This is a genomic window from Pontibacillus salicampi (genome assembly GCF_042434395.1).
Taxonomy (GTDB): Bacteria; Bacillota; Bacilli; order Bacillales; family BH030062; genus Pontibacillus; species Pontibacillus salicampi.
Genome location: NZ_JBHLTP010000004.1, coordinates 199,376 through 224,542 on the forward strand (window position 1 = coordinate 199,376; position 25,167 = coordinate 224,542).

The following is a 25,167-nucleotide window of genomic DNA, read 5'->3' on the forward strand; positions in this document are numbered from 1 at the left end:
ATTTTTATTTGTATTGTAATTGTTCAGCAATTTGAATGAGCTCGTTTTTGGCTAAATTATTGTTTTGTGCTAATAAACTGTAGCGAAGTCCTTTTTCATTCCAGCTTAAATTTTGAATACCGTCTGACATATATTCTCCTTCTGTCCCTCGTACCTCGACTAGATCTATATTAGGCAAAGGCTCATCGTCCTCTTCTGGGGCAGGAAATACACTTAAGGCGAATTGGAGTTTATTATCTTTTATATATTCCATAGAAACTTCGGTCCTGTTAAATCCTGTAGAATCATACTTTTCAATATTCAATCTCTCATAAGATTTATCTGTTACTTGTAGAATGGATTGGCCGAGTGCTTCTTCCGCTTGCTCGAGTGTAATGGACTTGGTAAGGTTTGATTCATCAAGCGATTTAGTATCAACGTCTTTAGGGATATCTAAAGTAAAGGTTCCCTCCTCAAAGGAAGGGTTCAGTGTTAATTCAGAGACGGTATAATCAACTTGAACGTCGCCTGATTTAGAGATGGATTTCATAATCATCCAGCTTTCCTTACTAATCCAGTACTCTTCTTCCCCACGTATCGAATTGCTTTCTTTAGGTGTGGCTTTTAGATGATACGTATCTTTCCCGTTAATGGCTTCTTCGCCAACTAGTTCCATATTATGACTCTTCATCGTTTGGTTAAGAGTCTGTTGAATTTGTTCCCGTTGATTACTGCCAACCCATTCGGACGATAGTTGGGGAGAACTTGTCTTAAATGCATTATTCTGGCTAGAATTGTAGAAAATAATACTGCTTCCATCGTTTAACGATTGCGTCTTTTCTCCAGTTTTGTTTTTTGATATTACTTTAATGTTACCTCTCTCATAATCCTGCCACTGTTCCATCTCTGTTCGATCTATTGTCTTACCTCCTTTAGTAATCTTATAAGTTCCTTTCATATAAAACCCTTTCAAATTGCTTCTATCTTCTACGGCTTTTGTAACAATTTCACTAGGGGAATAGGAAGTAGAGGCTTGTGTAGAGCATCCTCCAACGATAAATATGCTCGCTATTCCAATGAAAAGGATAAATTTATTCATAGTCCATTTCTCCTTCTTTATATTGCTTTATTGACATTCCCATGATAGTGCCTTTACCTGGCACAGACCACACATGAAATCTTCCACCATGCAGTTCGACAATTCTGTTCGCAATACTAAGACCAAGCCCCACATGCACATTTCCTTTTTGTGTGCGGGACGATTCCCCTTGATAAAAAGGAGTGAAAATATGCTCTAAATCCTTCTGAGCAATTGCTTTACCTTCATTTTGGACAACGATTAAGCAGTGATGATCCGGAATATTTTGGATGTATTCTTTAGATTCCGGAAATATCCAATCAGGTAATGCATGTTCCGCAGAAGGAAATGCACCAATCCAAATATGACCTTTAGAATGCGTATGCTGAAGAGCATTGGATAATAAATTATCAAGAAATCGAATCATTTGGCGGTCATTCATACAGAACGAACCCTTTATAGAATTGTGAGTATGGAGAGTTATTTTTTCTTTTCGAACCCATTGATCATATCCTTCAAATAACATATCTACAAACTCAGCACCGTCTACTAGTTGAAGGTCAAAAGAATATGTGGATGACTGTAGTTGAGTAAATATGGTTAGATCCTCCATCATATTTTGTAAATGAGTGGATTTACGTATAAGAGTTTGTACATACTCCTTTCGTTGCTCTTGGGTCAAGCTTTCTTCTGATGCAAGGGCTTCTGCATAAGCGCGTAAAGAGGTAAGAGGTGTTTTTATATCATGTGAAAGAGAAGCTATCATGGTTTGTTTTTCCTGCTGTTCTATTCTTGTGGTGCGTTGTGCTTCTTCTATCTGAGTCTGCATAGATTCAAAATGTTGTATTAATTCCCCGATTTCATTCTGTTTCCTGTACGAAAAAGTAACGGGCTTATGGGTGGAAGCAAATTCTTGCATGCCCTCCATTAACTGAGAGAGAGGTTGATTAAGTCTTTTATGTAGAAGCCAAATCATTAAACAGTAAAGACTGATGAAAAGAGTAAAAAAAGAGATAATTATCCACGTTCTTCTGGATTGAACCCCTTCAATCCATTCTGTTCTTTCTACATTCAATGAATAAATACCAATCATCTCATCTTCGAGGAATACAGGTTTTTTTATAGCAACGCTTCGATAAGAGAAATCGTATTGATATAAATCCTTGAACAGGGTAGCTCGGTTTGTTTCATAGGTAATGGCATTATTGGGCTCCTTTGAATTGAATAAATATAATCCTGTATTTTCATATAGTTTCAATTCAACATCTTCATTTTGGAAAGCAGGAAATAGCTTATTCATAAATGATTCGCTAGATTGAACTTTATATAAGTCAGGATCCTGGAGCTTCTCCTCGAGTTCATGTATATAAGAGGTTAATTCAAAAGAATTCTGAAGCCCCTGTTCCTTATCCCATTCCTGGAGTAGAATATAAAAACCATAAGCAGCAATAATAGGAAGAGTCATAACAATAAGGTACGTAACCATTAACCAAGTTCTAATTTTCATGAAAGCTTTTCCCCAATGAAACGATATCCAGTTCCCCAAACAGTTTCAATCCATTTCGGTGACTTAACACTGTCTTTGAGTTTGGTACGGAGTCCCTTCATATGAACATGTATCGTATTATTATCTGATACATCCGGCTGACCCCATACGTGTTCATATAATTCAATTTTGGAAAATGTTCGATATGGATAGGTGGATAGTAAGCGAAGTAGCTCAAACTCCTTACTAGTCAAGTAAACTTCACTAGCTTGAACCTGAACTATTCGTGCTTTCAGGTTCACCTGTAACCCATCAGAAAAGTGTTGATTAGCATCATTAGAGATTGGTTGATGGAATTGGTGATATCTTCTTAACTGAGACTCCACCCGGGCTGTTAATTCATTTAGGCTAAAAGGCTTTGTAACATAATCATCAGCTCCCAGCTTTAATCCTTGAATCTTTTGTTCATCTTCTTGACGAGCACTGACTATCATAATAGGAACATCGCTTTGAAGTCGGATATTTTTTAATACTGTAATACCATCCATTTCAGGAAGCATTAAATCCACAATAACTAGGTGATACGATTGTTCCCGAAAATCCTCCCACCCCTCTTTCCCTGTAGAAGCCCAGGTTACAGTAAACCCTTCTCTTGATAAGTGATCTCTAATAATCCTTGCAATTTCCTGATCATCCTCTATTAACAAAATAGGTTTGCTCATGCTATTTCCTCTCTTTCTAATTTCATCCTATCTTTCTAATAGGCTTATATATAAAAATTAAGAATTTCTTTATAATTTGTTAGAAATGAAGTTTGAAAACGACTAAATGAATATGGTCATTATACTAGAGGGCTGGTTAAAGACCAATGTTAATGTAAGGTTTATCCATAACAGCGGGGTGCGGTTTGAAGAAATGTATATAGGTGAGAGGTTGGAAACGTTATAAAAACACTTACTTTCCTGCTTGTCCCACCCAATGCGTAGTTTCTGATCATCATCCATTTTCAACGGAAGTCTTGCACGCTTTCGTTCGTCCTTATGACTGAATTGGGAACCCCCACACAAAACCCCCTGAGGTTAGAAATAGGCCTCAGGGGGTTTTGTGAATATATATATAAATAAAAGGGGAAACAGAGTTAATGATTTAGCGAATTCTCAGTTCAGATTCGCTGTCAAAGAAATGCGCTTTGTTTAAGTCTAATGCCAGGTCAATTGTTTGGCCGCCATCAATATCAGTACGAGAATCAACCCTTGCGACAAATTCTTGACCACTGACAGAGGTATAAAGATAGGTTTCAGATCCCATTAATTCTGCTACATCAATTTTTGCCTGAAGCTGGGTATCTGGGGTTGATTCGATAAAGACAGGTTCATCATGGATGTCCTCTGGTCGAACTCCAAGAATAATCTCCTTGCCAACATACCCTTGCTCACGCATTAGTTTCATTTTGCCTTCTGGGACTTTAAGCTTGGTATTTTCCATTTCGAAATACCCTTCTGTCAATTTGCCATAAAGGAAGTTCATGGCAGGTGAGCCAATAAAGCCTCCAACAAATACGTTTTCCGGCTCGTCATATACTTCTTTTGGACGGCCAACCTGTTGAATTATCCCGTCTTTCATAACGACTAGGCGGGTAGCCATTGTCATCGCTTCCGTTTGGTCGTGTGTAACATAAATAGTAGTTGTTTGAAGACGCTGGTGCAGCTTCTGGATCTCTGCACGCATTTGTACACGCAGCTTAGCATCCAAATTAGATAGAGGTTCGTCCATAAGGAATACCTTCGCATCACGGACAATGGCACGGCCAAGAGCAACACGTTGACGCTGACCGCCGGATAGCGCTTTTGGTTTACGGTCTAAATATCCTTCTAGTCCTAGTATCTTAGCAGCATCGTTTACACGACGTTCAATTTCATCCTTCTTAAACTTACGAAGCTTTAAGCCGAAGGCCATATTGTCATATACGTTCATATGAGGATATAATGCATAGTTTTGGAATACCATTGCGATATCGCGGTCCTTTGGGGCTACCTCGTTCATGCGTGTTTCATCAATATAGAAATCCCCGTCTGAAATCTCTTCCAAACCGGCAATCATCCGTAGAGTAGTAGATTTACCACAGCCAGATGGACCGACAAAAACGATAAACTCCTTATCGCCAATATCTAAATTAAAGTCTTGTACTGCAGTTACGTTTTTATCATATACCTTTTGAATGTTGCTAAGCGTAATCTCTGCCATGTTATGTCCTCCTTGTTATGTAAGCGATTTATCAATTACCCATAGTGTATAGGAGAACGCTTTCATGGTAAATGGTATAAGTGCACAAAGAAAGTGTTGCGTTTTTGTGCACTCTATCTTTTATAAAGCGTCTCGGACTTGGAGGATGGCGAGGTAGGTTATGATAGCGCCGTGGAATTGTTTTACATCTATACCTGTTTTTTCTGTGAATTTGTCTACCCGATATTGCAGGCTGTTGCGGTGCATAAATAACTGCTTCGCTGCAGAGGTGGCGTTAGAGTTACATTCTAAAAAAGTTTGGATGGTATGGAGTAAATCTGGTTCATCCATTACGCTATGGAGAATAGTATGGTGAATATATTCTCTATCTATCTGATTCAAACTATTGGTATATATCAAAGGCATTATTTCCTGATAGGTTACCACTGGCTTTGCTATAAAGGAGCTGAGCTGGAAGCACCGGCTCCCCCATGTAAACCCTTTCTGAATATAGGATTTAGAGGAATAGTAGGGAGATATGTATAATTGCAGCCGTATGTAAAAATCGCTCATTAACACATCAATTATTTGCTCGAATGAAACCTCTTCCTCCTTGTTTTCAAAACGTTCCTCAATAATAAACCCTTGATGATCATTTTCCCAGAGCAGTGGCATTTTGTGTGGAAACATGGATTGAATGGCTTCATAGAACGCTTCATAGTCCACTTCATCGCCTCGTAAAGAAAAGAAGATATAGCGATACTGATATGGAAATGTTTCTCTAATACTTGGTAAGTTCTCTTCTCCTTGATGGTAAATCCACTCGTGCCAAAGTTGTTCTCTCGTTGATAAACCAGAGCGATCCAGCTCATACGGTTCGAGAAAAGCAGATAACAAATTGTACTCTTGTTCAGATAAATTCTGCCTGAGAAATCCAACAATATAAGGATCATCGGTTTTAAACCAATAGTACTGATCGATTGAAATATGTAAGTTTGGTGTCAAAAGAATCATGTTTGGATACAATTGCTTTAATTTTTCATACATGTGGAGGGAAAACCTCTTTCTTTTTGTCTCTAGTATAACAAGGGAAGCGCATAGACTAAATCCTCAGCCTTTTTTTCCATGCGCTGGTATTGTATAATATAGTGAAGAATTGGTAGAATACGAAGTCACTGTAATATAGATAGACCTTATAAAGGGGGTAATCGTGATGGAAACAGCTGAAATGAACCAATATACGCAGGATATGAAAAATCGCCTGAAGCGTGTGGAAGGTCAAATTCGCGGTGTCCTAAAAATGATGGAAGAAGAGAAAGAGTGTAAGGATGTTATTACACAGCTTTCTGCAGCTAGATCGGCAATGGATCGATCTATTGGATATATCGTGGCCAAAAATTTAGAGACATGTATCCGTAACTCCGAAGAAAACGGAGAACCAACCGACGAATTGATTCAAGAAGCAGTTCAAATGCTTGTTAAAAGTAGATAAATGAAAATGGGCACCACTCGCAAAAGCGGGGTGGTGCTTTTTTTATTGAGATTGTTCTGGTAAATCTCTTGCTTCCTCTAATTGCTCGCGGTCATATTTAGAGTGAACCGTACCACCAGCAAGCCCTTCATTAATCATGCGATCTACATCTACTTCGTACTGTTCTCGGCTTTCCTTCTGATTGTCCTTTTTCGGATCTGTCACTGAGAATCCCTCCTTTTTCCGTTATTGTTGCCATGGTCCTCTAGGATATGTATTACCGATGAAACCGAAAACGGGGTCCGACCGTATTACCTAATAGAAATGAAGCAAAGGAGAGAATAGATATGAGTGGCGAAAAAGGCTGTGTAAAGTGTGGAAGTAAAGACGCTGGTACGAAAGAAGTAGCTATGACTGGGTCAGGATTCTCCAAAATGTTTGATGTCCAGCATAATAAGTTTACAGTCGTATTCTGCAAAAGCTGTGGGTACTCTGAATTTTATAATAAGAATGCCTCAGCCTCAGGGAATGTAATAGACTTCTTCTTTGGATAAACAGAAACTACTATGTGAATAGTGGTTTTATCATGCAATATGGTTCCTCATCCAAAAATGCTCCTGAACCTTTAATAGGGAAGGGAGCTTTTCTTTATTTATTAGCTGATTTTCTCTATGTTTAGCCTCTGCAGGGCTTAAGAGTGATATTCAACATTTAAGAGCCATTCCTGAACATTTAGGTTAGGTGCTATTTTTAAAAATTAAAAGCGCTTTTAAAATGATAGCTCTAATAAATAAAGGATTTTGCAAGAGTATTATAGAAGTTAAAAGGCATTAAGATAGGATAATTAATAGGAGGCGATGAGGATGATTGAGAAGATTGGGCAAGTTATGCTATATGTTTCCGATCAAACAAGGGCTGTTGCGTTTTGGACAGAGAAAATGGGCTTTAGTGTTATTTCTGACCAGAACGATGGTCAAGGGATGAGATGGATTGAGTTAGCACCTTCGAAAGATATCGAAACTAGTATTGTGCTGCATGATAAGGAATTAATAGCGAAGATGGAACCGAAATTGAATCTTGGAACCCCTTCTTTGATGTTCTATTCCCTTGATATTGAGTCTCTTCATGAGGATTTAAAAGCCAAACAGGTGACAGTAGGGGAAATTGTCCACATGCCTACTGGTAAAGTTTTTAACTTTTCTGATTATGAGGATAATTACTTTGCTGTAATGGAATCGGATAAAAAAGTCATTTAATACTGGGGGGATATGGTGGATCGTATTAAGTTTATGGTAAAAGCATTTATGATCGAGGCGATTTGGTTTAAGGTGCTAATCCTGTCGATGTTTTTTATAACGATTGTATTCAGCAGCTCCGCGTTGTCTAATAATCCATATCTCGAAAGTGTCTCTAAGTTAGCAGCAGCTGTGATTTTTATTGCCTATAGTCTAAAGGTAAGAAACAACCGCATTATTTTTTCTATTTTAACCCTTTTAGCAGCAGTCAGCATTGTTTTAGCTATTAGACCGTTCTTCTAATGGGAAGGAAGCTTTATGTTACATATAACAGTCAATTTGCTGTTCTAATGTAGTATTGTCTTTTATCTAAATAGAGCTGGATAATAAAAGAAAACTGTCTCTCCTATTAGTGGAGAGACAGTGGTTGCTTGGCTTGTAATCGCTCTAGGTAGAGATGTCTTGCAAATCGATAAGGATAGGAAAGGATTACAGATTGCTCTTCGTGAAAGGAAGGATGGTCATATATCGCAAAGCCCGGCTTAGAATTTGCTTCAAAAAGCCAAACCTTTCCTTCGTTATCTATCCCAAAATCAAATCCGATTTCTCCGAGTGTTCCTGATGTTTTTTCTTCTAATGCTTTACTAACTAACAGTGCCGCCCTCTCTAGTTTCGTAAAAATCACCTGACTTTCTTTATCATCAAATAGCTCTGTAAGGGTGTGCAGAGATCCGCCCCTTTTCACATGAGTGGTAACGCTTCCCTTACCGGCAAATTTTGTGCAAACTGCGGTCACTTCCCATTCATTTCGCTCATTTTTGTTCGTATGGACCCGGTAATCCATCGGGCTTGAGCGTAGGGTGTGTAGGGGGATGGAGGGTTGTGCAATATACCCCTGTGTCCCGCTGGGAAATTGCTGCTCCATTAGATGGTTCATATCATAATATCGTTGATGTATTTTTTTCTCTTGCACATAGTACATACATTCCACCACATCTTCCTCAACAAGGGTGCATTTTAGTATGCCTGTCCCTTTGCTGCCATGAATGGGTTTAATATATATACTGCCGTGCTGCTGTAATAATGAGGTTAGCTTTTCTTTAGATGGATGCAATGTGGTGGGAGGGAGCAGGTGTGCTACTTTACCAGATTGAATCAGTTGGTCATACGTCTTCCATTTATTGAAGAATCCATCGTTAAACCAAATAGTAGAGGATTGAAGTACCTGTTTAACGTGCTTAATCGCAGGATGATTTTCAGTCTTCCGATTCGGTACACGGTTATAGATTACATAAGGAATAGGAGAGGTCTGGAAAAGCCACGAACCGTCCCGGAAGGTGAGTCCTGTTACAGTATCTTCCTCAGTGTTTATATGTTGATGACCGAAGAATATAGTGTCAAAACCGTAAGACTGTCCTGTGACAGCCATTGCTTCAAATACCTGTGTTCTATCCCCCAGCGGGGTGTCTGTCTCACTTTCAAACCCTGCAGTAAACACACCTAAAAGGGGCTGTACTAATAGTGCCTCTCCCTCCACATAACAAGAAACAGTCTCCTGCTCATATAAGTGCAGGTCTTCCATAATTTTTTTTGAGAAAAAAAGGTGGTCTTCGTCTTTTTGGTGGGTCATAATTTCTACAGGGCAGGATCTATTCCCATATAAGATAGTTTGCACTTGTTTGAGGTAAGGGTAAACAGACTTAGGGACAATTAATCTTTTTTTGTGACTTCGATAGGATTGAAGGTGAAAGTGGAAAGATTTCATAGGTTTAGCCTCCTGAATGACCATTTCATCATTATCCTATGATGGGGCTGGACAAATAATGCTTTTCCTTTTCATCTAAGCTTGTTTTGGATATACTAATGCTTTAAGAGAGACTTGAGTACATAGAGGAAGGTCGATTAGGATGTTAAAAACAATACTTATTATTGTGTTGATGATGGCAATAGGGGCTGCTATTGGAGGAGTAACAAACTCTTTGGCCATTAAGATGTTATTTAGGCCTTTTCATGCCAAATATATTGGGAAAACGAGATTACCGTTTACTCCCGGCCTCATCCCAAAACGACGTGGGGAATTAGCAAATCAGCTCGGAGATATGGTAGTGGAGCATCTGCTTACCCCGGAAGGATTGAGGAGGAAATTTTTGGATGCTTCCTTTCAAAAACAAATGGAGAAATGGGTGCAATCCGAAGTAGAAAGAGTGCTGACTTCAGATCAAACCTTGGAACAGTTTGCAAAGCAGCATCACATTCCTCTGTCGGAAGATCGTATTAAAAGATACCTGCACGATCTGACTATTCAACGCTATAACGAACTTATGGAGACGTACCGTAAAGAAGCACTAAAAGATATTGCGGGAGACCGGCTGGTTATTCGAGGTAAAGAAAGCCTCTCAGCTATAAGTGGTTATGTGCTTCAGCAAATAGATAGTTATATCTCTAGTGATGCAGGTAAGGAAAAGTTAACTAGTATTATTGAAAAATATTTAGAAGGTCAAGGATTTTTAGGGAATATGGTTTCTTCTTTCCTTGGAAACGATGGTATCGCAGATCGGATTCAGCCAGCCATCAGCAGGTATATTACTTCTGATGAAGCGAAGGAATGGCTGACCTCATTGCTGGAGATGGAGTATGACAAATGGACTGAAAAGGACATAGCTTACTTTGAAGGCAGAATAGGGGCAGATACACTATCAGATTGGCTTGCAAAAGCAGTGACGAAAGCTGTTCCAGTCAAAGACTGGATGGATCGTTCCATTAAGGAGCATTCGGAAAAAATCCGCCCCTATATTGTGCAAGAGATGGTTCCTGAGCTTGTTAGTTATATGGGTGCCTACCTGTCCGAACGTATCCCGCAAATAATGGAAAAGCTTCATCTGTCTGACATTGTTAAGCAAGAGGTGGAGTCCTTCTCTGTGGAACGCATTGAACATATGGTACTAGGTATTTCTAGAAGAGAATTTAAGATGATTACGTACCTTGGTGCCCTCCTTGGAGGTTTAATAGGATTTGTTCAGGGTATGATTGTAATGTTGATTGGATAACAATTTAGTCGCATTCCTATACACACCGGTACACGTTTGTTATAGTGTTAGGGAGCGACTTAATGAAGGAATAAAATTTAGGAGGCATACACAATGGCTAATATTTACGATAACGCTTATGCACTAGAGAAAGCAATCCGCGAGAGTGACGAATTTCAAGGCTTACAACAAGCTTATGATGCAGTTATGAACGATGAGCAAGCAAAGCAAATGTTCGATAACTTCCGTAACACTCAAGTAGAACTTCAACAAAAACAAATGCAAGGCGAAGAGATTTCTGAAGAAGAAGTAGAGCAGGCTCGTAAAGTAGTAGAAACTGTACAACAGCACGAGCAAATCTCTAAACTTATGGAAGAAGAACAGCGTCTTAACCAAGTCATCAACGACGTTAGCCGTATTATCACTAAGCCTCTTGAAGAGCTTTACGGCACTGATCAAGAAGGTCAACAGTAAAAGCTTGACGATATCCTCCCGTATTTTACGGGGGGATTTTTTTATGTATCTGGGAGGGAGGAATATAGCTGCTGAAACGAGAATGATACATAATAGCAAGGATTTCAGTTTGAAGGAGGGGTTGTGCTTGTGAGCTATTACACACGAACAAGCGAGAATGGAATTTCTCATTTAACCATGACACGGTCTGAAAAAATGAATGCGCTTAACCATGAGAGTCTCCAGGAATTAAAGAGACATTTGCAGGCGATTGAGGAATCGAATGACTCTATTGTTATTCTATCTGGAGAAGGAAAGGGATTTTGTGCTGGCGGAGATGTGTCTATTATGGAGGACATTGGGAGCGAACATTCCTTTCAACACGTGATGGATGATATAGAAGATGTTATGACGCAGATTTACCTTATGCCAAAGCTCGTCATTAGTGCTGTTCACGGACCGGCTGTTGGTCTTGGATTAAGTCTTGCCTTATCCACAGACTATGTACTTGCGCATGAGGATGCTAAGCTATCCATGAATTTTATTGGTATGGGGCTTGTACCTGATGGTGGTGGGCATTTCTGGCTGCAGGAGCGTCTCGGAACACATAAGGCTAAGACATTTGCTTGGGAAGGGAAATCCCTCAATGGGAAGGAGGCTTTCCAGGAAGGCCTTGTAGATGCTCATACAGAGGGGGATGTACAGCAGGAGGCAATGAGAATTGCACAGAAATGGCAAGCTCGGCCTCTCCAAGCGATGATTGGTACAAAACAAGTGTACCATCGAAATAATTTACACAAGCTGAATAAAATTATGCAGGAGGAACGATTATGGCAGCATGATTTACGTTATACTGCTGACCATAAAGAAGCGGTTCGAGCATTTATGGAGAAACGACAACCGATTTTCAAGGGAGAATAATAGACTTTCTAGAAGGAGGCATAAAGCCTCCTTGTTTATATTTACCTGTGAAATAAAATCATCCGGCCATCTGGTGCTACGCACCGATGGGTATGTTCCTCAAAGCCTTCGTCCTTTAACTTCTGTTCCCCGATTTTTTTTGCATCGTCATCAGTTTGAGCCTCAAATGTTTCATCTAATAAATTACTTCCATCTGGTGCGAATGCGGTTAGCACATAAGCTTTCATATCGTTCAATCCTCCTCTTCTTCTCTATTGTATACTTTCGCAATTCGACATGATTTTTCCTTCTTACCTATTATGAAAATGACGCAAAATTAAAAACGGATTTTGGAAATTGGGAACCTTTAGGGGAGTTGAATCGTTTATACTAATGGAGAAAGGGGAGAAATACATATGACATTACAATTAGATCACGTATCGAAAAAGTTTGGATCGTTTACTGCAGTAGATGATTTATCTATTGTCATACCGGAAAAACAAATTTTTGGTTTTCTAGGTGCTAATGGGGCTGGAAAGACGACTACCTTCCGCATGATTCTTGGATTGATGGATAATAGCAGTGGATCGATAACTTGGCATAATGAGTCTATCGATTACAGTAAAAGCCACCTCATTGGTTACCTGCCAGAAGAGAGAGGGCTTTATCCTAAGTTAACAGTGAAAGATCAGCTTATATATTTAGGAAAGCTTAGAGGGATGAGTAAGAACGATATTTTAACAGAGCTAGATCGGTGGCTGGAGCGGTTTAATGCGACGGAATATCGTAATAAGAAAGTAGAGGAGCTCTCAAAAGGAAACCAGCAAAAAATCCAATTTATATCAGCAGTGATTCACAAGCCACGTTTACTAATATTGGATGAACCTTTCTCAGGGCTGGACCCAGTCAATGTAGAGCTATTAAAGCAAGCCGTTGTAGAGTTAAAGGAAGCGGGTACGTCCATTGTGTTTTCCTCGCACCGCATGGAGCACGTGGAGGAGTTATGTGAGCATCTGTGCATTCTTCATAAAGGGAAACCAGTTGTGCACGGGAGTCTCAAAGATGTTAAACGTTCATTTGGTAAGAAGAATATTGTCATCCATGCAGACTTCGATTTAACCTATCTTAACGATATTAACGGGGTTATGAAATACAAAGCAGTAACAGAGGGCTGTGAGCTTCAAATTGAGTCAGAGTCCGTTGCTTCCAAGGTATTTGAAGCATTGGCTGGGAGAGGGTTTGTCAGAACCTTTGATTTAGAGGAGCCTACTCTGAACGACATTTTTATTGAGAAAGTAGGTGCGTCCTATGAATAAATTTTGGATTATTCTTTCCCATACCTACATGAATCGACTAAAGTCAAAGGCATTTATTATTTCTACTATTATTACCCTAGTATTGGTCCTTGGATTATCCAACTTTCAGAAAATCATTGATGTATTCTCAGGTGATGAGCAGGATGATAAGATTGCTGTTATAGACGAGAATGATGCTTACCTGCCTGCATTACAAGCACAGCTGGATTCACAGCAATCTGAAATGGTGCTGGAATCTTATGAGGGTACGGAAGAAGATGCGAAGGCCGCTGTGAAAGAGGGAGATTATGAAGGACTGCTTGTTCTTTCAACAACTAATAATCAATTACCAGAAGGTAAGCTATACTCTAATCAAATAAGTGAAATGAGCAGGAGTGGAGCAATACAACAGGCATTGCAGCAGCTTAAGGTTGCGGTTGCTACGGAGAATGCTGGGGTGGATCAACAAACCATTAGTCAGATTTATGAGCCAGTAGGATTCGAGCAAATTGCATTGAAAGATGATGCTAAATCCTTTGAAGAGTTGAATGAAACTAGAGGCTTGGTGTACATTATGCTATTTCTCCTTTATTTTGGTGTAATGATGTATGGCAATATGATTGCAACAGAAGTAGCTACAGAAAAGTCATCGCGTGTAATGGAAATTCTTATATCCAGTGTGTCTCCAGTGAAGCAGATGTTTGGAAAAATATTAGGCATAGCCTTACTAGGAATTACCCAGTTTATTTTAATTCTTGCTGTCGGCTATCAGTCAGTTAAAAGCAACATGAGTGAACTGGAAGGGAATGCATTTACAAGTTACTTTGGTTTCTCCAACGTCCAAATAAGTACACTTATATATGCCATAGTATTCTTTGTACTCGGTTACATGCTATATGCCACCATCGCAGCTATGCTAGGGTCCATAGTCAGCAGGACGGAGGACGCACAGCAGGTTATGACCCCAATGATTTTACTTATTGTGGCTGCTTTTATGCTTGCAATGGTCGGGTTAAACACTCCAGAAGCTTCCTTTGTTACGGTGACATCGTACATTCCATTTTTCACCCCTATGCTGATGTTCCTGCGCGTCGGTATGTTGGATGTTCCGGTTTGGGAAACAGCGATAGCTATTCTTTTATTAGTTGGTACTATCGCATTGTTAGGTTTTATTGGAGCGAGAGTCTATCGAGGCGGAGTGCTGCTGTACGGTCGCTCGTCCTCTCTAAAGGATATACGGAAAGCAGTGCAGCTATCGAAAAAAGAATAAATAACGAGCATGTGAAAGAGCCCTTTCAATAGAAGAAAGGGCTCTTTTGAATGGAAAGATGAGTAAGTTTAGCTTGTTGATACGATTAGCCTTGATCAGCGGTGTTATTCTTCTTAAATTGCATGTTTGTTGTTTGATGGTCAGGGTCATCCCGGAAGCGTTCAACAGGACCACTATTTGGTGAGCCTTTGACACTTGCGGCGCTCTTTCCTTTTTCAGATGGATTTTTCTTGATTTTTGCCATCGTATCACCTCCATAGGTATAGCTTCACCACTTAAGCGAATCTTATGAAGCGAACGTGCATTCGTGTTCTTGATTTGGTACAATCAAATCAATAGAAAGTAGGAAAGGAGATATTGGATGAAGAGGAAGGTTCGATTTATCCACTGTGCCGATTTGCATTTAGATAGCCCTTTTAAAGGGTATTATAATTTGCCCAGCAGCCATTTTGAAGAGGTGAAGGATAGTACCTTTCAAGCATTGGCGAATATTGTAGAGCATGCTATAACGAACGAAGTGGATTTTGTTTTAATGGCAGGGGATATTTTTGATCAGGATGGCCGTAGTCTAAAAGCACAAATCCGTTTTAAGAGAGAGCTAGAGCGGCTTGATCAGCGTAATATTGATGTCTATATCATTCACGGCAATCACGATTATTTAGATGCTTCTTATTATCCTGTTCAGTATCCAGGTAACGTTTTTATATTTTCGTCCGAAGAAGTACAGTCTGTTCCGGTCTACAAAAAAGGGGAAAAAGTTGCGAATATCCATGGCTTCAGCTATGAAAGACGTTCGGTCCTGCAGCCGAAACATGCCGAATATAACAAAATCCAGGATGATACTTATCAGATTGGGATGCTGCATGGCAGCCTTGCTACCAACACGGTTCACGACACCTATGCCCCGTTTACAGTAGATGAGTTGTTGAAGCGTGAAATGGACTATTGGGCACTAGGTCATATTCATAAACGAGAAATGCTCCATCAGGACCCTCCTATCGTTTACCCGGGGAACATACAGGCACGTCATCGAAATGAAGGAGGAGCGAAGGGATGCTATTTAGTTGAGCTATCTCAGCACAATGCTTCGCTCACTTTTTTGGAAACAGATGTCATACGGTTTCGTTCTGTACAGCTCGCTTTAGAGGAGGGGACGCTTCAGGATTTAGAAGAACAGGTGAATCATGTGAAGCAGGAATGTAAATCCACTTCTACTAAAACGCTACTTCAGCTTGAGCTTTCAGGCTCTCTTCCATTCCATGATAAGGAACAAGTAAATATGCTGGAAGAACTACAGGAAATTTGGAATGAACAAGAGGAAGGGGAGCCATGGGTACACATAACTAATATGAAAGCACATGTAATACCTGCATGGAACAGAAATAAGCTCCGAGAAGGCTCGCATTTTGTAGCAGAGGTGCTTCGCCAGTTGGATAATCGCTCTGGGATTCAAGAGGATATTCACGATTTGTTATACCACAAACAAATTAGAAAATATCTGTCCCCTTTTTCGAAAGAGGAACAAGAAGAAATAATTCAACTGGCTGAGCAGGTTCTATTACCTCATTTATTAAAGGAGGAGTAGAGATGATAATAAAAGAAGCACACATATACGGATTTGGCAAGTGGATGAATGAGACGATCCCTTTCACCAATGAAGGATTAACTTATGTATATGGAAAAAACGAAGCAGGAAAAACCACTCTTCATCAATTTATGCTTTACATATTGTTTAACCTCCCACCAAGGAAGGTGAAAGAATATCAGCCCAAACGAGGAGGCAGCATTGGAGGAAAGCTGGTGGTGGAGGATAAACGCTATGGCCGCATTACTATTGAACGAACACCAGATCACTCTAATGGAAAAGCACGTTGTGCACTCGTCAATGGGGAGGAGTACGGAGAGGAATTTCTGGAGCAGTTGTTAAATGGTGTGGACCGATCGACATATGAGTCTATTTTTTCATTTGATTTACAAGATATACAGGCTGTTCAGAATCTGAACACGAATGATATAGGTGATGTATTGTTTGGGGTGGGGATGACAGGTTCCAATCAAATTCAGGAGCTTGAAAAACAGCTGGAAAAGGAATTGGAAGGACGATTTAAAAAGCAAGGAAAAAAACCTGTACTGAATCAACAGCTACAAGAAGTGAAGGACCTGGAAAGGACATATCTTGACGCAAAGGAGAAGGAAGAATCCTATCACGAGCTTAAAAAGCAAGAACAGCATTATCAGGAGGAGTTGACACGGCTGCAAGAGGAGGAATCTAGACTTCAAGCACAGCGTGTAGAGCAGGAACGCCTTGCCCAAGCAAAACAGCCGCTGGAAAGTTATCAGCAGCTGCTACAAGAACAATCGAGGATGCCCGATGACGTTCATTTCCCAGAGGATGGTTTACATCGATATGAGCATGTAAAGGAGCTCTGGCTGCCTCTTCAAAGCGAATGGGTAGTAATGGAGCAAAATGAACAAAAGTATCAAAGGAAATGGGATCAACAGGAGCAGGTGGACGAAGAAATGCTTGCTGAAGTGAAGAATATCCTACAGGATAAACAGACCCTGCAATGGAAGGATAGTCGGTTAGATGAACATCAGCAATTCTATACAGACAAGGAGCGGCAAATAGAAGAGGAGCTTGCTTCCCTGGGGCTGGGTCTCACGATAGCTGATATGAATGAGCTTTCTTTTCCATTTTATATTGAAGAGCACTGGGGTCACCTGGTGGAACAAGAGAGAAAGCTGCAAATGGAAGAAGAGCAGCATACACAACACCTACAGTCTACAAAGGAACAGCATCGTCAATTAACGGAAGAAATAGAAAAACTTTCAGAAGATATATTATCGGACTCGGAGTATAGAGAAGCAGAAATGGCCGTTCAGCAGGAGCAGGAACAGGAATTATGGGAAAGAATGGGGGCTGGACAACAGTCTGACCTATCATACCATCATCATATTCAGCACCAAACGACACAATGGATTAAACAGCTGCTGACAGGCGGGATACTACTTAGTGTTTTACTTTTAACGGTTGGGTTTTGGACGTCTCAATGGCTTTTTATTGGATTTGGGGTGGCGACAGTGGTCTTTACGCTTATTTCCGTCTACCGCCTTCGCCAATCAATTCCTACTCCAGCAACGTCTTCTCCATTTAAGCAAAAACCCGAATTGGTTGATTCTTCAAGCATAAAGAAATTCCGCGAAGCTTTGCAAAGGCATGATAAAGCTTTGCAGGAACGAGAGAGAATGAAGAGGAATAAACAGCAGGTAGATAGCGAGCTGATTAAATTAGAGGAAAGGGATAATAGTCTCTATCATCAGAAGCGTAGATGGGAGCAGCAAATTGAGGAGCAGCTGGAGGCATACCCATTTCTGCAGCAGGTAGAGGTAGCGTATTGGCCTAAGACATATCAGCGATTGGCGTCCCTTCAAGAGAAGATAGTACAGCTTCAAGATACGGAACAACACATCAGACAACTACAGACAGAGATAGCATCCCTAGAGAAGCAAGCCAATATGATTGCAGGTAAAATAAATATATCCCAAGAAGCAGAAGGTAAGGATATCTTAAGTGCTTTAGAGGCATATCAGCAAAAAGGTGAAATGATACAAGAGGAAGCAGCGAACTACTCGAAGTGGATTCAATCGATAAAAGAACAAAAACAAGAGCTGCGAGTGAAAATGAAACCTTACCAAGAGGAATTTAATAGTCTATTTACGTTTGCCAACGTGGAAAATGAGGAAGCTTATATACAGAAAGGCAAGCAGGTAGAGCGAAACAAGGAAATAGACAGAATGAAAAAAGATTACTATCATCAACTGTTGTCAATCTTTCAGTATAGAGATATTGTGGAAGAAATGATTTCCTCTCCTCTCGTGCCAAGTGTTACTCAGAAAGAAAGAGAAAAACTGCAATCCACTTTAGACACAGTAGCTAAAGAAATAGAAAGCACCAGACAATCACTTTCTGACATAACTTCACGTATAAGAATGCTCGAAGGGGACGAAGCCATTTCAAGCATGAAGCATCAATTGGAAATGGAAAAGGCAAAACTGAAGGAGCAAGCAAAGCAATGGGCTGTGTATCAAGTAGCTAACAGAGTACTAGAGGATGCTAAATCAGTGTTCAGAGAAGAAAGAATGCCTTCCGTTCTTGAATATTGTCGCCGCTTTTTTACCATCCTAACCAATAATACGTATCGTGATGTCTTTCTGCCAGATTCAGAAGAAGGGTTTATCGTGGTACATCATTCGGGGGATCGGTTTTCGGCCTCCCAACTATCCCAGGGCACCAGAGAACAATTATATATTGCATTGCGTTTCGCGTTGAGTCGTGTGATGAGCTCTCAGCATTCCTTACCATTTATTATTGATGATGCCTATGTTAACTTTGATGAGGATAGGACAAGGGAATTTATAGATCTTATCCAAGAGCTTTCCAGTACTCAGCAGGTAATTCTACTATCTTGCCGACAACATATTCAGGATATTCTGAATAAAAAGCAAATCATTTTTTTATAAAAAATCCAATAAAAATTAAGTTTTTATTTGTCATGACCTCGCATGTTTGGAATAATAGTGATAAAATACTCTAGGTACATGTCGAATAAAGCTAGTGGAGGGTCGTCCATTGGTAGATAAAAATCAAGAATGGGCAGAATATGAAGAAACAATAGAAAAATTTATCCAAGTAATAGCCAAGAACATGAGTGTCTATGGTATTACTTCTTCTGTAGGTCGCTTATACGGCACGTTATATTTCTCCGACCAACCAATGACTCTCGACGACATGCGTGATGCACTAGAGATGAGTAAAACAAGCATGTCAACTGGAGTACGTTCTTTATCCGAAATGAAAATGGTAGAACCGGCCTTCCGCAAAGGAATCAGGAAGGACTTATATAAATCTGAAGAAGATTGGTATAAAGCGTTCACGTCTTTATTTGGAAATCGGTGGAGACATCACACAGAAACTAACATAGAAGAGGCTGACGAAGCGATCTCAGAGCTGCAGTCCATCGCCAACAACTCGGATGATGATGATTTGCGAAATAGCATACAAAGAGACATTGATCGTTTAGAATATGCTAAAAGCTATTATCGTTGGTTAATGAAGTTTATCAGAGTTGTGGAAACGGGCGAAATTTTCAAATACGTACCAAGAGAAGACGAAAAGTAAGAGCGTGGCCACACGCTCTTCTTTTTTATACGCAAAAACCTGTAAAGAAGTGGGAGGAGGAAATGGGTATGAATCAAAAAGGGATAAGACATCATCAAATAGGGGATACCTTTGACGATTTTATGCTGATTAAATCAGCAACGAAGGGTGTAGCAAGTAATGGAAAGCCTTTTCTGACTTTAATTTTACGAGATCAGACAGGCGAAATTGAAGCAAAGCTTTGGGAAGCAACGAAAGAGGATGAGCAGACGTTTGTAGCGGAAGAGCTGGCACGAATTTTTGGAGAAGTGAACCAGTTTCGCGGGAAGCCACAGCTGAAGATTCAATCCATACGTCCGGCTCAAACAACAGATGGAGTAAAGCCCTCTGATTTTGTAGAAAAAGCTCCCGTTTCTGAGGAAGATTTAATGGAACGGATAACGGAAGCTATCTTTGAGATGAAGAATCCAAACCTGCAGCGTATCACTCGCCAGTTTGTCAAAGTATATCAGGAAGCATTGTTAACTTATCCAGCGGCAGTGAAGAATCACCATGAATACGTATCAGGGCTAGCTCATCACATTGTATCCATGTTGAATCTAGCCAAACAATTTAAAGCTTTGTATCCAGAGCTTGATCAAGATTTGCTATATGCTGGTATTATCCTTCATGACTTAGGAAAGCTGAAAGAGCTATCAGGAGTAACCGCTCCTTCCTACACGCTGGAAGGAAAGCTGATCGGACATATACCTATGATGGTCGAGGAGATTGGAACCGTTGCTAAGGAATTAGGAATTGAAGGAGAAGAGGTGACTATGCTTCAACATATGGTACTGAGCCATCATGGAAAGGCTGAATGGGGAAGTCCTAAGCCTCCTCTTTTAAGGGAAGCGGAAATGCTCCATCTGATAGATTTAATAGACGCTAAAATGAATATGTTAAACAGAGCGCTGGATAAAGTGCAGCCTGGTGAATTTACTGAGCGTATGTTTGCTATGGATAATCGCAGCTTCTACAAGCCTTTATTTACCGATCACTATACAGATTAATAGTTCAGGAAGGGCCGATGGGGATGAAGTGGAAAGATTGGGACCGGAACTTAAAGATTCGCCTGTATGGAGAAGGGGTCATGAACTTTATGTTCTGGTCCTTTTTTCCTTTTATGACTATTATATTTCGCGATGAATTTGGTGAGAAACAAGCAGGGCTTTTATTAATGGTATCTCAAGCAGTTTCGGTCGCTGCTAACCTGATAGGTGGGTATTGTGCCGATCGATTTGGGAGGAAACGAATGATGGTGCTGGCAACGATTGGAGAAAGCCTCACATTTCTTCTATTCGCCTATGCGAATTCACCATGGCTTACCTCTTCGTTTCTTACCTTTGTTGCATTTAGTTTATTAGGCGTATTTCATGCTCTTTATTGGCCTGCTTCTCATGCGATGGTGGCGGACGTCGTACAGGAAAAGAATCGATCCTCTGTATTTGCGGTTTTTTACACGACGTTGAATATTGCAGTGGTAGTTGGGCCATTAATTGGTGGGCTTATATTTTTTACATATCGTTTTGAAATGATGCTTATGGGGGTCGTTCTATCGATAGTACTAACGCTGGTGCTTCAAATTTTCCTTCATGAAACAAGTACACCAATACTTCGGGATAAAAATGAAAAGAAGAGCTGGTATATGGCTGTATGGGACGAGCTGTATGATTACCGAGTAATTGCAAAGGACACCACGTTGTTATTGTTTATCTTCTCTGGGGTATTGGTAGCCCAAACCTTTATGCAGCTAGATGTGCTTATAGCAGTATATACGAGTGAAGCTATCCAGGATAGAGCGATTTTCGAGGCGGGAAATCTTGCCCTTACAGTAAGTGGTGAGAGAGCCTTTTCCATTATATTGGCAGTGAATGGCCTGTTAGTTGCCCTGTTTACTGTGTACATAACGAGAAAGATGAATAATTTTAAAGAGCAGCATATTTTTATTACGTCGAGTATTATTTATGCGGCTGCCATTACGTTATATGGTGTAACTGATCGCTTTTGGCTGATGATCATGTTTATTTCCTTATTTACTCTAGCTGAGCTGATGGTTGCAGGAATTCAGGAAAGCTTTATTGCGAAAATTGCTCCAGAAGATAAACGAGGACAATACTATTCTGCAGCAAGCCTCCGATTTACTTTTGGAAGATTGTTAGCACCTGCAAGCTTAGTGTTATTAGAATGGCTTTCCTACTCTATGGTATTCGCTGTGCTTGGAATGCTGTCCCTGTTAAGTGCTTTTACATATTATATGACTTTTCGTCTGTATGAGAAGCAAAAAGAGCAGGTAGCAACGTAGCACTCAGTCATAAGATTCCTCCCTGCAGCATAAATTGTAATAAAAAAGGACAAGGGGGTTCTCGTTATGATGATAGCAGGTTTTCCCTGGTGGGTACTAGCAACAGTAGCTATTATTATTTTTTGTGGATACATGGCGTTTCGAGCAATCAGGGAAGAGAAAAGAATAGAAAGCCATTTTATCGAGCAAGAAGGCGAAAAGTATATGCGTAGAATTGAAAAAGAACGAGAAGCAAAAGAAGAAGATAAAAAAGAGCATTCTGTTGCTTCTGGGTCTTAATACCAAAGAGAAAAGGCTGACTTGCTTCTATGCAAATCAGCCTTTTTTTAATGATTACTCCTCTGAATCAGAACTCTCTGAGTCGGATTCCTCAGAAGAGCTTGCTTCAAATAGATCTTTAAATTGCTCGTCTTTCACTTGAACATCTGCATCCTCTAATACTTTGTCCAAAATAGCCTGGCGTTCTTCTTCAGACATAGAGCTCAGCTTCTGGGAGCGGATTTCCTCTTTAATGTCTTCTTTCATCTCATCAAGCGGCTTAGCCTCTTCTTTTTCACTCTTGCCTGTTAGCTTGATAATGTGCCAGCCGAAGGAAGACTTAATAGGCTCGCTAACCTCACCTTTATCTAGGGAGTATGCAGCATCTTCAAATGCTGGGTCCATAGTACCTGCGCTAAATGTGCCTAGCTCGCCGCCTTTACTGGAAGATGGTCCAGTAGAGTGTTCTTTCGCTAGCTCTGCAAAGCTTTTGTCGCCCTTTTTAACCATCTCAGCAACTTCCTTTGCCTTTTCCTCTGATTCTAGAAGAATATGGCTTGCTTCAAGCTCTGTCTGCATACGCTCATAACGGTTATTGACATCTTCGTCCGTTACGTCGATGGTGGATTTCATTGCTTTTTGCTCTAACATTCTATCTTTAAGGAATTTCTTAAATGCTTCCTCATCTTTAAAACCGGATTGTTGAAGGACAGCACCAAATTGATCACCATATTGCTCCTTCATCTTATTCATTTCCTCTTCTACTTCCTCATCGGTAACTTCATAGTCATCGCTTAATACTTCTGTCATGACCATTTCTTTCACGACCTGATCACCGTAACGATCCTTTAATTCTGTGTAGAGTTCCTCCTTAGTGACGTTTCCATTGGAGGATTCCACCACTACCTCCGAATTTCCCTCAGAGTTTGAACAAGCTGTAAGAGCCAATAGGCCAGCAGCTAATGTGGTAGTAAGAGCAATCTTTTTCATCCATAAAACACTCCTATATTTGGGTTTCCTATGTAAAGATAGGACGGGTTAATCTCCAAAATAATATAACATATTTAGCCAGAAAGCAATAGGTGTCCTCCTCAACTTAACAAAACTTTACTAGGATTTGGGCTTATGCCTAAGCAGGAACAAGGGCATGTGCATAGGATATCTTAGTTACCAAGTAAAGGAGGTGTTCTAATGAGTAAAGGTTACGGCGGAGGCTTTGCTTTAATCGTTGTATTGTTCATCTTGTTGATCATTGTAGGTGCATCTTGGTTGTGCTAAACCCCTCCTAATACCATAACGGGCATAAATAGTAATATTTTATCTTATCGGCAAGCTAATCAGCTTGTCGTATTTTTATGTATGCTAAATGATTTGATTAGCTTTCTTCCATTGGATTTTTACATGTAAGTATAGGTTCTATACCGTAAAAAATAGTTAGGTAATCCATCCAATGGGGGGAGATAGTGGAAGATTTGGATTCTAGATATTGTAAAGAGAGTTTCAGCCCTTCTTTTTTTAAAAAAAGGGAGTTATACAGAAAAATAAACAAGCATGTGCAGACATTTGTGTAAAAGAATGAACAACTGGAAGGAATATTGTTATTCACATATATTTCGGAGGAAAGCCATAAACAAAAAAGAAGACTATCCGGGGATAGTCTTCTGAAACAAAAGAAAAGACATAAACGATTCAAGTTGTAGCATGAGAAGTTGATGTCTTTTCTTTTGTTAAAGAATAAGATTCTTGATGCAAGCTCTAGCGACTGCTTTAGATGGTGCAAGACGCTTTTCGCTTTTCCTTAGACTAATCATGAAAGAGTATAAAGAGCAAGAGGCGAATAAGCTTTCATCAACTTCTCAACGTAATGCAATTCCTATTTAAATGTTACGTATAGAGTACTTCTACATAAGAAGAAATTAGCAATATGGTAATCAATATATTGATTGTTCGAAATACTCGTGGTTGTTTTTCGTTAGACATTTCGGTTTTTAAGCACAAGGAATGGGTTAGTGAGTTAAAAACAAACAAAATGACTAGCGCAAACGGTACAAAAAATACTGTCACGATTAAGAACCTCCTTTTGCACCTATGGAATTACTGTATCAAAAAATCATATATTTGAACAGTTAAAAATCTGTTCTCTAGTGAAAAAACACCCTATAAGCAGGGTGTTTTTTCTTTATCAGCAGCATATAGAAACATTTTAACATGTGTTGAGCTTGAACGAATAATAGGTTTCTTTTATTTGTGGATTAAAATGTCGTATCCATCTTTTGCGTTCTCAATTATACATTTCTTTGGTGCTAAGAGGAATTGACGAACGCATAAAAAGTCCGTAAAAGACAATGCGATATTCACAGATGTGAATAGGATGATATAAGCAAAATAGCTCGGAAACATGTAGCTAGTTACAAGTCCCGGTATGGTCAAAAACAACGTAGGTGTTAATGCCATAAGAATAGAAGTGCCTTTAGACAGAGATGCTTGTGTTCTATATGAGAAAGTTGGAAAAATGCCTCGTTTTAACTTCCAACGAATTCGTAGTCTTTTATTTAACAAAACCAAAGGGAGCAGGTGCATTAACTTATGCACTGCAGGTAGCATAAATAAAGCTACTGTGATAGGGAGAAGCCCGTATTCTTCCATAGTATGATTTTGATGGTACATGGATGCTGGTAAATACAAGAATATAAACGAAAGTGTGCCAAGTATCAGGCTCATTAAATAAATACGGTCTGAACCAAACTCTTTAGTGATGTTAAAGGATTTCCAGCAACTTAGATTCATCCTCATCAACCCCCTTTATTGTGACAATATCATTAGGTGTATAGTAAAATAATTGTTAGATTTCATTCGTAATATACATGAAATAGTACATACGTTTTTTGAATCAATTAATTGGTTAATCCTTAGGAATGATACGATGTTTTGGAGAAGAAATCAATAGGGTTTTTGTAAAAAGTATAATAGTCACCGAAAAGCGCCATGACGAGC

Annotated in this window: 28 protein-coding genes; 16 read left to right on the plus strand and 12 right to left on the minus strand. The window is 39.8% G+C overall.

Annotation, left to right across the window (positions count from 1 at the left end; genetic code table 11):
• Positions 1-4: 4 nt before the first annotated feature.
• The 5 genes from ACFFGV_RS07650 to ACFFGV_RS07670 form a co-directional block, all read right to left on the minus strand.
• Entirely contained in the window at positions 5-1,078 is a 1,074-nt protein-coding gene (locus ACFFGV_RS07650) for a LolA family protein (RefSeq protein WP_377346284.1), read from the minus strand.
• Positions 1,071-2,564, minus strand: coding sequence for a HAMP domain-containing sensor histidine kinase (locus ACFFGV_RS07655; protein WP_377346286.1), 1,494 nt, complete (start codon positions 2,562-2,564; stop codon positions 1,071-1,073). The genes ACFFGV_RS07650 and ACFFGV_RS07655 overlap by 8 nt, the downstream gene beginning before the upstream one ends.
• The gene (locus ACFFGV_RS07660) at positions 2,561-3,265 is read right to left on the minus strand and encodes a response regulator transcription factor (protein WP_377346290.1); all 705 of its coding nucleotides are present in this window, start codon (positions 3,263-3,265) and stop codon (positions 2,561-2,563) included. The genes ACFFGV_RS07655 and ACFFGV_RS07660 overlap by 4 nt, the downstream gene beginning before the upstream one ends.
• Before the next feature lie 424 nt (positions 3,266-3,689).
• Positions 3,690-4,787 (minus strand): oligosaccharide ABC transporter ATP-binding protein MsmX, encoded by a 1,098-nt coding sequence (locus tag ACFFGV_RS07665; protein WP_377346292.1) that lies wholly within the window; start codon positions 4,785-4,787, stop codon positions 3,690-3,692.
• 120 nt (positions 4,788-4,907) lie between these two features.
• Positions 4,908-5,813: a PucR family transcriptional regulator gene (locus tag ACFFGV_RS07670; RefSeq protein ID WP_377346294.1), complete on the minus strand. Its 906-nt coding sequence runs from the start codon at positions 5,811-5,813 to the stop codon at positions 4,908-4,910.
• 166 nt (positions 5,814-5,979) lie between these two features.
• Here ACFFGV_RS07670 and ACFFGV_RS07675 point away from each other — a divergent pair, with 166 nt between their 5' ends.
• The gene (locus tag ACFFGV_RS07675) at positions 5,980-6,258 is read left to right on the plus strand and encodes a metal-sensitive transcriptional regulator (protein ID WP_377346296.1); all 279 of its coding nucleotides are present in this window, start codon (positions 5,980-5,982) and stop codon (positions 6,256-6,258) included.
• A 42-nt stretch (positions 6,259-6,300) separates the two neighbouring features.
• Here the strand turns inward: ACFFGV_RS07675 and ACFFGV_RS07680 are convergent, their stop codons facing one another.
• Positions 6,301-6,462, minus strand: coding sequence for a hypothetical protein (locus ACFFGV_RS07680; protein ID WP_377346298.1), 162 nt, complete (start codon positions 6,460-6,462; stop codon positions 6,301-6,303).
• Positions 6,463-6,584: 122 nt separating this feature from the next.
• On the opposite strand from ACFFGV_RS07680, the gene ACFFGV_RS07685 reads away from it, so the two are divergent.
• The 3 genes from ACFFGV_RS07685 (at position 6,585) to ACFFGV_RS07695 (ending at position 7,775) form a co-directional block, all read left to right on the plus strand.
• Positions 6,585-6,791, plus strand: coding sequence for a zinc ribbon domain-containing protein (locus ACFFGV_RS07685; RefSeq protein ID WP_377346300.1), 207 nt, complete (start codon positions 6,585-6,587; stop codon positions 6,789-6,791).
• A 309-nt stretch (positions 6,792-7,100) separates the two neighbouring features.
• Positions 7,101-7,493 carry a VOC family protein gene (locus ACFFGV_RS07690; RefSeq protein ID WP_377346302.1) on the plus strand — a complete coding sequence of 131 codons (393 nt, stop codon included), beginning with the start codon at positions 7,101-7,103 and terminating at the stop codon, positions 7,491-7,493.
• Between the two features lie 15 nt (positions 7,494-7,508).
• Positions 7,509-7,775 (plus strand): hypothetical protein, encoded by a 267-nt coding sequence (locus ACFFGV_RS07695; protein WP_377346304.1) that lies wholly within the window; start codon positions 7,509-7,511, stop codon positions 7,773-7,775.
• A gap of 106 nt (positions 7,776-7,881) precedes the next feature.
• Here ACFFGV_RS07695 and ACFFGV_RS07700 read toward each other — a convergent pair whose 3' ends face one another.
• Complete coding sequence (locus tag ACFFGV_RS07700) at positions 7,882-9,237, minus strand: YheC/YheD family endospore coat-associated protein (protein WP_377346306.1); 1,356 nt, start codon at positions 9,235-9,237, stop codon at positions 7,882-7,884.
• 142 nt (positions 9,238-9,379) lie between these two features.
• Here ACFFGV_RS07700 and ACFFGV_RS07705 point away from each other — a divergent pair, with 142 nt between their 5' ends.
• The 3 genes from ACFFGV_RS07705 to ACFFGV_RS07715 all read left to right on the plus strand — a co-directional run bounded on the left by ACFFGV_RS07705 (position 9,380) and on the right by ACFFGV_RS07715 (position 11,872).
• Positions 9,380-10,519 carry a DUF445 domain-containing protein gene (locus ACFFGV_RS07705; protein WP_377346308.1) on the plus strand — a complete coding sequence of 380 codons (1,140 nt, stop codon included), beginning with the start codon at positions 9,380-9,382 and terminating at the stop codon, positions 10,517-10,519.
• Positions 10,520-10,612: 93 nt separating this feature from the next.
• On the plus strand, positions 10,613-10,972 hold the full coding sequence (locus ACFFGV_RS07710) for a YlbF/YmcA family competence regulator (protein ID WP_377346310.1): 360 nt from the start codon (positions 10,613-10,615) through the stop codon (positions 10,970-10,972).
• A 129-nt stretch (positions 10,973-11,101) separates the two neighbouring features.
• Positions 11,102-11,872, plus strand: a complete 771-nt coding sequence (locus ACFFGV_RS07715) for an enoyl-CoA hydratase (protein WP_377346312.1) — start codon at positions 11,102-11,104, stop codon at positions 11,870-11,872.
• 41 nt (positions 11,873-11,913) lie between these two features.
• On the opposite strand, the gene ACFFGV_RS07720 is transcribed toward ACFFGV_RS07715, so the two are convergent.
• Complete coding sequence (locus ACFFGV_RS07720) at positions 11,914-12,099, minus strand: YhzD family protein (protein WP_377346314.1); 186 nt, start codon at positions 12,097-12,099, stop codon at positions 11,914-11,916.
• A gap of 168 nt (positions 12,100-12,267) precedes the next feature.
• Here ACFFGV_RS07720 and ACFFGV_RS07725 point away from each other — a divergent pair, with 168 nt between their 5' ends.
• Both ACFFGV_RS07725 and ACFFGV_RS07730 read left to right on the plus strand, forming a co-directional pair.
• Positions 12,268-13,167: an ABC transporter ATP-binding protein gene (locus tag ACFFGV_RS07725; protein ID WP_377346316.1), complete on the plus strand. Its 900-nt coding sequence runs from the start codon at positions 12,268-12,270 to the stop codon at positions 13,165-13,167.
• Positions 13,160-14,416, plus strand: a complete 1,257-nt coding sequence (locus ACFFGV_RS07730) for an ABC transporter permease (RefSeq protein WP_377346318.1) — start codon at positions 13,160-13,162, stop codon at positions 14,414-14,416. Before ACFFGV_RS07725 ends, ACFFGV_RS07730 begins: the two co-directional genes overlap by 8 nt.
• Positions 14,417-14,501: 85 nt before the next feature.
• Here the strand turns inward: ACFFGV_RS07730 and ACFFGV_RS07735 are convergent, their stop codons facing one another.
• Positions 14,502-14,660, minus strand: a complete 159-nt coding sequence (locus ACFFGV_RS07735; protein ID WP_377346320.1) for a YuzL family protein — start codon at positions 14,658-14,660, stop codon at positions 14,502-14,504.
• 117 nt (positions 14,661-14,777) lie between these two features.
• On the opposite strand from ACFFGV_RS07735, the gene ACFFGV_RS07740 reads away from it, so the two are divergent.
• From ACFFGV_RS07740 to ACFFGV_RS07765, 6 genes are all read left to right on the plus strand, one after another.
• Positions 14,778-16,001, plus strand: coding sequence for a metallophosphoesterase family protein (locus ACFFGV_RS07740; protein ID WP_377346322.1), 1,224 nt, complete (start codon positions 14,778-14,780; stop codon positions 15,999-16,001).
• Positions 16,002-16,003: 2 nt separating this feature from the next.
• Positions 16,004-18,937, plus strand: a complete 2,934-nt coding sequence (locus ACFFGV_RS07745) for an AAA family ATPase (RefSeq protein WP_377346324.1) — start codon at positions 16,004-16,006, stop codon at positions 18,935-18,937.
• Positions 18,938-19,046: 109 nt separating this feature from the next.
• Positions 19,047-19,595, plus strand: coding sequence for a GbsR/MarR family transcriptional regulator (locus tag ACFFGV_RS07750; RefSeq protein ID WP_377346326.1), 549 nt, complete (start codon positions 19,047-19,049; stop codon positions 19,593-19,595).
• A 68-nt stretch (positions 19,596-19,663) separates the two neighbouring features.
• Positions 19,664-20,623 carry a 3'-5' exoribonuclease YhaM gene (gene yhaM / locus ACFFGV_RS07755; protein ID WP_377346328.1) on the plus strand — a complete coding sequence of 320 codons (960 nt, stop codon included), beginning with the start codon at positions 19,664-19,666 and terminating at the stop codon, positions 20,621-20,623.
• Positions 20,624-20,640: 17 nt separating this feature from the next.
• Positions 20,641-21,915, plus strand: coding sequence for an MDR family MFS transporter (locus tag ACFFGV_RS07760; protein WP_377346331.1), 1,275 nt, complete (start codon positions 20,641-20,643; stop codon positions 21,913-21,915).
• Between the two features lie 66 nt (positions 21,916-21,981).
• Positions 21,982-22,194, plus strand: coding sequence for a sporulation YhaL family protein (locus tag ACFFGV_RS07765; RefSeq protein WP_377346334.1), 213 nt, complete (start codon positions 21,982-21,984; stop codon positions 22,192-22,194).
• 54 nt (positions 22,195-22,248) lie between these two features.
• Here ACFFGV_RS07765 and ACFFGV_RS07770 read toward each other — a convergent pair whose 3' ends face one another.
• On the minus strand, positions 22,249-23,163 hold the full coding sequence (locus tag ACFFGV_RS07770; protein ID WP_377346337.1) for a peptidylprolyl isomerase: 915 nt from the start codon (positions 23,161-23,163) through the stop codon (positions 22,249-22,251).
• Positions 23,164-23,364: 201 nt separating this feature from the next.
• Here ACFFGV_RS07770 and ACFFGV_RS07775 point away from each other — a divergent pair, with 201 nt between their 5' ends.
• Positions 23,365-23,451: a YjcZ family sporulation protein gene (locus ACFFGV_RS07775; RefSeq protein WP_377346483.1), complete on the plus strand. Its 87-nt coding sequence runs from the start codon at positions 23,365-23,367 to the stop codon at positions 23,449-23,451.
• Positions 23,452-24,057: 606 nt separating this feature from the next.
• Here ACFFGV_RS07775 and ACFFGV_RS07780 read toward each other — a convergent pair.
• Both ACFFGV_RS07780 and ACFFGV_RS07785 read right to left on the minus strand, forming a co-directional pair.
• Positions 24,058-24,237, minus strand: a complete 180-nt coding sequence (locus tag ACFFGV_RS07780; RefSeq protein WP_377346340.1) for a hypothetical protein — start codon at positions 24,235-24,237, stop codon at positions 24,058-24,060.
• Positions 24,238-24,414: 177 nt separating this feature from the next.
• Positions 24,415-24,960: a DUF3267 domain-containing protein gene (locus ACFFGV_RS07785; RefSeq protein WP_377346342.1), complete on the minus strand. Its 546-nt coding sequence runs from the start codon at positions 24,958-24,960 to the stop codon at positions 24,415-24,417.
• Positions 24,961-25,167: the final 207 nt, after the last annotated feature.